Source organism: Pseudoalteromonas sp. (assembly GCF_041613455.1).
Classification (GTDB): domain Bacteria; phylum Pseudomonadota; class Gammaproteobacteria; order Enterobacterales; family Alteromonadaceae; genus Pseudoalteromonas.
In genome coordinates this window covers 22,268-29,882 of sequence record NZ_JBFJHD010000022.1, presented here as the reverse complement: position 1 = coordinate 29,882, position 7,615 = coordinate 22,268, and the positions used below count along the sequence as shown (strand labels likewise).

7 protein-coding genes are annotated in these 7,615 nt (G+C 42.6%); 4 read left to right on the top strand and 3 right to left on the bottom strand.

The annotated features are described in order from the left end of the window. Positions 1-419 precede the first annotated feature (419 nt). Positions 420-1,274, top strand: coding sequence for a bifunctional methylenetetrahydrofolate dehydrogenase/methenyltetrahydrofolate cyclohydrolase FolD (gene folD, locus ABYB02_RS04260; protein WP_372761218.1), 855 nt, complete (start codon positions 420-422; stop codon positions 1,272-1,274). A gap of 116 nt (positions 1,275-1,390) precedes the next feature. Here the strand turns inward: folD and cysS are convergent, their stop codons facing one another. Further along, positions 1,391-2,770, bottom strand: a complete 1,380-nt coding sequence (gene cysS / locus ABYB02_RS04255) for a cysteine--tRNA ligase (protein WP_372761217.1) — start codon at positions 2,768-2,770, stop codon at positions 1,391-1,393. Positions 2,771-2,925: 155 nt separating this feature from the next. Between cysS and ABYB02_RS04250 the strand changes: the two genes are divergently transcribed. Both ABYB02_RS04250 and ABYB02_RS04245 read left to right on the top strand, forming a co-directional pair. Continuing rightward, a complete protein-coding gene (locus tag ABYB02_RS04250; protein ID WP_372761216.1) occupies positions 2,926-3,417 on the top strand; it encodes a peptidylprolyl isomerase in 492 nt (163 codons plus the stop codon). Positions 3,418-3,488: 71 nt separating this feature from the next. Further along, on the top strand, positions 3,489-4,229 hold the full coding sequence (locus ABYB02_RS04245) for a UDP-2,3-diacylglucosamine diphosphatase (protein ID WP_372761215.1): 741 nt from the start codon (positions 3,489-3,491) through the stop codon (positions 4,227-4,229). A 31-nt stretch (positions 4,230-4,260) separates the two neighbouring features. Here ABYB02_RS04245 and ABYB02_RS04240 read toward each other — a convergent pair whose 3' ends face one another. Next, a complete protein-coding gene (locus ABYB02_RS04240) occupies positions 4,261-5,031 on the bottom strand; it encodes a tRNA-(ms[2]io[6]A)-hydroxylase (protein WP_372761214.1) in 771 nt (256 codons plus the stop codon). A 349-nt stretch (positions 5,032-5,380) separates the two neighbouring features. Between ABYB02_RS04240 and ABYB02_RS04235 the strand changes: the two genes are divergently transcribed. Then, positions 5,381-5,980 carry a Yip1 family protein gene (locus tag ABYB02_RS04235; protein WP_372761213.1) on the top strand — a complete coding sequence of 200 codons (600 nt, stop codon included), beginning with the start codon at positions 5,381-5,383 and terminating at the stop codon, positions 5,978-5,980. Positions 5,981-6,072: 92 nt separating this feature from the next. Here the strand turns inward: ABYB02_RS04235 and purF are convergent, their stop codons facing one another. Further along, positions 6,073-7,599, bottom strand: a complete 1,527-nt coding sequence (gene purF / locus ABYB02_RS04230; protein WP_372761212.1) for an amidophosphoribosyltransferase — start codon at positions 7,597-7,599, stop codon at positions 6,073-6,075. Positions 7,600-7,615 lie beyond the last annotated feature (16 nt).

Genomic DNA, 7,615 nt, shown 5'->3' with positions numbered 1-7,615 from the left:
GATGCAGGATTTGAACCTGCGACCCCTTGGACCCAAACCAAGTGCGCTACCAAACTGCGCTAATCGCCGATGCTTACTATTGCTAACGAGTGACCTCGTTGACAACGGGGTGCATAATAGTGATTTGGCTGGGTTAGGTCAAACGTTTTTTTAAGAAAACAATTCAATTGCTCATTTTTAGCCCATTATGTTCAAAATAGCGCAATAGCCGGCTGAAATATCAACTGTTTTATTCAATCTACAGTGCTATAACGTAAAAGCGACTTGGCGCTGTAGCGGTTTTCTGCGAAAATAGCCCACATATTAAAAACGGCTGATATAAAGCGTGTTTGGCTTTATTGCATTATGACCCCTATTTTTTGCAATGCCGTTTTTACAGTATCAGTATCAAGTTAATTAACCCTAATTAAAGGTCACCCATGACGGCAAACATCATTGATGGTAAAGCAATAGCAAAACAAGTACGCAGCACAGTTGCACAACGTGTTGCAGAGCGAGTAGCAAATAATCTTCGTGCACCCGGCCTTGCCGTCGTGCTAGTAGGGTTAGACCCTGCAAGCCAAGTTTATGTTGGTTCTAAACGAAAAGCCTGTGAAGAAGTAGGGTTTATTTCTAAATCGTTCGATTTACCCGCTAATACCAGCGAGCAAGCATTGTTAGATCTAATTGATGAGCTTAATAATGATCAACAAGTTGACGGTATTTTAGTGCAGTTACCACTACCGGCAGGGCTAAACGCTGAGAAAATTCTTGAGCGCATTACTCCGCATAAAGATGTTGATGGCTTTCACCCGTATAATATTGGCCGCTTAGCACAGCGTATGCCTGCTCTGCGCCCGTGTACGCCAAAAGGGATTATCACTTTACTTAACTCTACTGGTGTTCGTTATAAAGGCATGCACGCCGTGGTAGTAGGCGCGTCTAATATTGTAGGTCGCCCAATGGCGCTTGAGTTATTATTAGCCGGTTGTACCACAACAGTATGTCATAAGTTTACTCAAGACTTAGAAACCCATGTACGCCGCGCAGATCTATTGGTTGTGGCCGTGGGTAAACCTGAATTTATTCCAGGCGATTGGGTAAAAGAAGGCGCTATTGTCATTGATGTGGGTATTAATCGTTTAGACTCTGGAAAATTAGTGGGTGACGTTGAATACCCCACCGCTGAGCAAAAAGCACATTTTATTACTCCGGTACCCGGTGGTGTTGGCCCAATGACCGTAGCCAGCTTAATTGAAAACACCCTAGAAGCGTGTGAGAAATATCATAGCTAGGTGCTAGGTGCTAGGTGCTAGGTGCTAGGTGCTAGGTGCTAGGTGCTAGCAATAATATTAAAAAAGGGTTGCCATTTGGCAACCCTTTTTAATTTAACCTTCATTACTATAAACGTTTATGCTTTACGCCACGTGGTTTTACCAGCTGAATCTTCCAGAATCACTCCTAATGCACTCAGTGCATCGCGAGCTTCATCGGCTGCGGCCCAATCTTTACTGGCACGCGCATTGTTACGCTTTACAATCAGTGCTTCAATAGTGGCCACTTCGTCGTTGTCTTGCGCGCCTTGTAAAAACGCTTCAGGTGCTTGCTGAGCAACCCCTAACACTTCCCCTAAGCTACGCAATACATACGCTAATTGCCCTGCTTGATTGGCATCGCTGTCTTTAATGCGGTTTAACTCTTTTGCCAGCTCAAACAATACCGGTAATGCTTCGGGGGTATTAAAGTCATCGTTCATCGCTTTTCTAAACTTGGCAACAAATTCATTGTTCTCAAGCTCACATTCAATTGGCTCAACACCGCGCAGCGCGGTATAAATACGCTCAAGTGATGAACGTGCTTGTGCTAGGTTTTCTTGCGAGTAATTTAGCTGGCTACGATAATGCCCCGAAATTAAAAAGTAACGCACCGATTCGGCATCGTACTGTTTCAGTACGTCGCGTACGGTAAAAAAGTTACCTAACGATTTAGACATTTTTTCTTTATTTACCTGCACCATTCCGGTATGCATCCAGGTATTCACGTATTTGCCATTGTTTGCACAGCACGACTGCGCAATTTCATTTTCGTGATGGGGGAACTGTAAATCAGAGCCACCACCATGAATATCAAAATGCTCACCTAAATGCTGTGAGCTCATTGCTGAGCATTCAATGTGCCAACCTGGGCGACCTGCTCCCCAAGGTGATGGCCACGATGGCTCACCTGCTTTGGCTTTTTTCCATAATACGAAATCAAGCGGATCGTCTTTATCTTGCGCCACCTCAACTCGAGAGCCCGACTGCAACATAGAGAGATCTTGCTGTGATAATGCACCGTATTGCTCAAACGTAGATACATCAAACAATACATCACCATCGGCCGCAACATAAGCGTGGCCTTTCGCGATTAAACGCTCCACCATCACAATAATTTCATCCATGTGCCCAGTTACTGTAGGCTCAACATCGGGACGTAACATGTTTAAGCTATCAAAGTCTTCATGCATTGCTTGAGTCATACGCACAGTAAGCTCGTTAATAGACTCACCGTTTTCATTGGCACGGTTAATTATTTTGTCATCAACATCGGTAATATTACGCACGTATTTTAAGTCGTAACCTATATGACGTAAGTAACGTACTATGACATCAAAGCCAACAAAGGTGCGTGCATGGCCAATGTGACAGTAATCATAAATGGTGATACCACACACATACATGTCGATTTTGCCATCGACCATAGGTTTAAATTGCTCTTTTTGTCGTGTCAGTGTGTTGTATATATTTACCATTTATTTAGAGTCCTTGACTAGTTACGTGAACGCCTATGTTACCACTTGAAAAGCCCCTGCTCTAGCGCTTTATAACAAAGCCAACATCTACTTTGTTAATCTGCGCTAACTGCGATAAAATAGCGCCAATATTTAAACCAGATACAGGAAATCTCATGGTTGTTTTACACACAAACTTTGGTGACATCACCATTAAAATGCACGAAAGCGAAGCCCCTAACACCGTTAAAAACTTTTTAGAGTATGCAAACTCAGGTTTTTACAACGGCACTATTTTTCACCGCGTGATTGATGGTTTTATGGTTCAAGGCGGTGGTTTTACACCGGGCATGGAACAAAAAGACGTTAACGATCCGATTAAAAATGAAGCGAACAACGGCCTATCTAATAAAGTAGGTACATTAGCAATGGCGCGTACTCCCGATCCACATTCAGCTACGGCGCAATTTTTCATTAACGTAAACAACAACGACTTTTTAAACCACAGCAGCGAAACCTCGCAAGGCTGGGGTTACTGTGTGTTTGCTGAAGTAGTTGAAGGCATGGACGTGGTAAATAAAATTAAAGGCGTAGCAACGGGTAGCAACGGCTTTCATCAAGACGTACCACTTGAAGATGTGATCATCGAAAACGTGACTGTTAGCTAATAGTACGTCATTCCACATACTGTGGAAACAAAGCGGGCGTTTGCCCGCTGTTATTTATTTAAGATTTTATTATGACTCGCCAAACTTACTTTATTGCCGACTTACACCTTAGTGAAAACCGCCCTGACATTAGCGCCGCTTTTTTTAGCTTTTTGAACAGTAAAATACTCAACCAAGACGTTGATGCGCTGTATATTTTAGGTGACTTTTTTGAAGTATGGGTAGGCGATGATTACATTACCGAGCTAAGTAGCAACGTTGCCGCGCAGTTAAAAGCAGTGCGTGATAGTGGAACGCCAGTGTATTTTATTCATGGTAACCGTGATTTTATAATGCGCGAGAAATACGCCGCCATGGCAGGTATGACACTGCTTGATGAACAAACAGTAATTGATTTGTATGGCACGCCGACAGTGATTTTGCACGGCGACGAAATGTGCACTCAAGATGTTGAGTATCAAAAATTTCGCCGTAAAAGTCGTGGTTGGTGGTGGCCTAAACTGATGTTGGCGATGCCGCTGTGGTATCGTAAAAAAATAGCCCGTGATGCGCGAGAAAAAAGTAAGCTAAGCCAAGCAGATAAGCCGCTTGAAATACTTGATGTGGTGGAGGATGCGGTACTGGCAACGTTTGCTAAGCACGGCGTCACTAATATGATCCACGGACATACACACCGCCCTAATGTGCACACTTACACGGTAAAACAACACACCTTAACGCGCACGGTATTAGGCGACTGGTACAGCCAAGGCTCATATTTAGTGGTTACTCCACAGGCGCAAACGTTAATTAGCACGCCTTTTAACGAGTAAAACGTGCTAATTGATTAGCCGCTGTGAGCAACTAAGCTTCGTTCGCGAGCGCCGGAACACCGCTATGAAACTTAAAGTCTTCATCTGCTGAGCTAATAAGCTCGCGTTCTTTTTCAGCAAAAAATTGCACTCGTTCGCTAATATCAAAGTCGGCTATTTCTTGCGCCAGCGTTAAATAGTCTTGGTAATGGCGCGCTTCTGAGCGCAGTAGCGATATATAAAAATCACCTAAACGCTTATCTACATGCGGTGCCAGTTTTGCAAAACGTTCACACGAACGCGCCTCAATGTAAGCACCCACTATAAGTTTATCGACCAAGGCATTGGGCTCAAAGGTTTTTACATGACGCAGCATGCCTTTGGCATAACGGCACGGCGTAATGCTTTTATACTCCACGCCATATTCATCCATAATTTCGAGCACTTGGTAAAAATGATGTAACTCTTCTTTTATTAGCATCACCATTTTATCAATTAACTCCTGCCCATACGGCGAGTTAGATTTTGGAATGATAGATTTAGTGAGCTTATTCTTTGCCGCTAAATCGCGCCAATCACCTTCACGCTTATAAATTAAGGTTTCAAACGGTTTTAACCATTCCAGCAAGGCATCACTACTGTCTTTATCAACCGCGTATTTACGAATTAAAAACATAGCACTTTGCGCCGCCTTTAACTCACATATTAAGTGATCGATTAATAGGACGGGTAAATTTTCTTTTTTAACCGCTTCATCAACCCACTGTTGTGGGGTTTCGCATTTTAAAAAAGCGCTAATTGGCTGGAGTAATTCTTGGTACATGCTATTAAATTCAATCTATATATACATTGCTAGAATTTTACCATGAAAATGTATTCGCGTTGTTTAATATCTCAAGTAAAGCAATATACCGACGGTGACAATTGCACTTTATCAACTCGTGCAGCTTAGCTTGTACAGGAAGAAATTATGCTATTACCGTGTTATAGCCCTACTCTTTATCCCTACTATTTATTCATACTGCTTTCCATAAAACGGCCTCTGAAAAACGTTAATACGATGTTAACTTGACTTTGTATGGCAAGTGACCCATAACTGTATAGTGACTGTATAAAAATAAAACAGTATAAAAACTAAAACAGTAATAAGTTACTTTTATGGAGTAAGCACTATGATACTGAATCACTTATGGGGGCTCTATGCTCACCCACTCGAAGAATGGCAAACAATTGATAATCGACATGAAAGTTTAACTTACAGTTTATCGCATATTTTGCTAATAGCACTGTTTCCATCTGTGATGGGCTATTACTCATCAGTTTATTTAGGCTGGAGTATTGGTGCTGGTAATGATGTATTTTTAACCCACGACAGCGCGCTGTTAATTGCTGTCGCTATGTACATAGCACTTATTGGCGGTGTGTTTGCACTGGCCTATTTAGTGCACTGGATGGGGGTAACTTTTGGCGCTCGCCCTACTTTTACGCAGTCGTTAGAGCTTGCGGCTTATACCGCAACACCGGTATTTATGTCGGCTTTAGCAGCGTTTTTACCTGAACTATGGTTTGTAGTGTGTGTCGGCTTGGTGGCCTTGGCTTACTCGGTATATTTATTGTATACCGGTGTGCCGATATTAATGCATATACCCGAAGAGCGTGGCTTTATCTATGCAAGCTCAGTGGTGACTTGTGGACTCATTTTACTGGTGATTATTTTAGCCGCTACGGCGATTTTATGGACTAACGGTATAGTAAGCCCAATGTTTACTTAAAATATTAATTTTATAAGGCGTAGTCTTTGTTTTCTCAACAAAAAAGGAGCTAATAAGCTCCTTTTTTATAACTCGCGAATAATAACTAAATGTTATTCTGCTTCATTCTCTTCTTGGTTATGAATTTCTAACCCTGAAGACATTGCATTTTCACGCGTGCTTTTGGCCGAGTCATTACGCAATTGATCAATGTGATTGAGATAATCTTGATCTATGTCGCCAGTAATATATTCGCCATCAAATACTGAGGTTTCAAACTTAGTGATTTCTGGGTTTTCTTGGCCAACTGCCACTATTAGGTCTTTTAATGACTGGAAAATCAAACCATCAGAACCAATGCTGGCATTGATGTCTTCCGCTTCACGACCATGGGCAATAAGCTCAGCGGCAGAAGGCATATCAATACCATACACATTCGGAAAGCGAATTTCTGGTGCTGCCGATGCAAAGTAAACATTTTTAGCGCCCGACTCTCTAGCCATTTCAACAATTTGTGCCGACGTTGTGCCACGTACAATAGAGTCATCAACCAGTAACACATTTTTGCCTTTGAATTCACGGTCGATAGCATTTAACTTTTGGCGTACTGACTTTTTACGCAGCTCTTGACCCGGCATAATAAAGGTACGGCCAATATAACGGTTTTTAACAAAGCCTTGACGGTAAGGTAAGTCTAGTACACGGGCAATTTCCAGGGCGATATCACACGATGTTTCAGGAATAGGAATAACCACATCGATGTCTTTGTCGGCCCACTCGCGTGCAATTTTTTCACCCAATTTAGTGCCCATATTAACGCGTGCTGCGTATACCGAAATGCGGTCTATGGTGGAGTCAGGACGTGCAAAATAAACAAATTCAAAAATACACGGCGAGTATGACGCTTTATCGGCGCAGCTTTGTGAATGGAACTCACCATTTTCTGTCACATAAATGGCTTCACCTGGTGCTACATCGCGAATAAACTCAAAGCCATCTTGCTTTAAGGCAACACTTTCTGAAGCAAACATGTACTCAGTACCTTTGCCGCTTTCGCGTTTACCAAATACCAATGGGCGAATACCGTTAGGATCGCGAAACGCCACCACGCCGTGGCCGATAATCATGGCTATGGCAGCGTAGCCACCGTTTACTTTATGATTAACTTCGGTAATAGCAGTAAAAATATCTTTTGCATCAAGTTGCAGCTTATTTGACTTACTTAACTCATGGGCAAAAATATTCAGTAATACTTCTGAATCTGAGGTGGTATTTACATGGCGTCGCGCCTCAGAAAATAACTGCTCTTTTAACTCGGCTGCGTTTGTTAGGTTGCCATTATGTGCTAATGCAATACCAAAAGGAGAGTTTACATAAAATGGCTGCGCCTCTGATGAGCTAGACGAGCCAGCTGTAGGGTAACGCACATGGCCTATGCCTATGGTTCCCTGTAGTCGTTTCATATGGCGAGTGTGAAACACATCCCTCACTAGACCATTTGCTTTGCGTAAGCTAAACGTATTGTTATCTATGGTAATTATACCAGCGGCGTCTTGGCCGCGATGCTGCAAAACAGTTAAGCCATCATAAATCGCCTGATTGACTGGCGATGTTCCGACTATTCCAACGATACCACACATGTAATTTATCCTCGCC

Coding starts and splice junctions, on each gene's coding strand:
- folD (WP_372761218.1), top strand. CDS start 420: ATGACGGCAAACATCATTGATGGTAAAGCAATAGCAAAACAAGTACGC.
- purF (WP_372761212.1), bottom strand. CDS start 7,599: ATGTGTGGTATCGTTGGAATAGTCGGAACATCGCCAGTCAATCAGGCG.
- ABYB02_RS04240 (WP_372761214.1), bottom strand. CDS start 5,031: ATGTACCAAGAATTACTCCAGCCAATTAGCGCTTTTTTAAAATGCGAA.
- ABYB02_RS04250 (WP_372761216.1), top strand. CDS start 2,926: ATGGTTGTTTTACACACAAACTTTGGTGACATCACCATTAAAATGCAC.
- ABYB02_RS04235 (WP_372761213.1), top strand. CDS start 5,381: ATGATACTGAATCACTTATGGGGGCTCTATGCTCACCCACTCGAAGAA.
- cysS (WP_372761217.1), bottom strand. CDS start 2,770: ATGGTAAATATATACAACACACTGACACGACAAAAAGAGCAATTTAAA.
- ABYB02_RS04245 (WP_372761215.1), top strand. CDS start 3,489: ATGACTCGCCAAACTTACTTTATTGCCGACTTACACCTTAGTGAAAAC.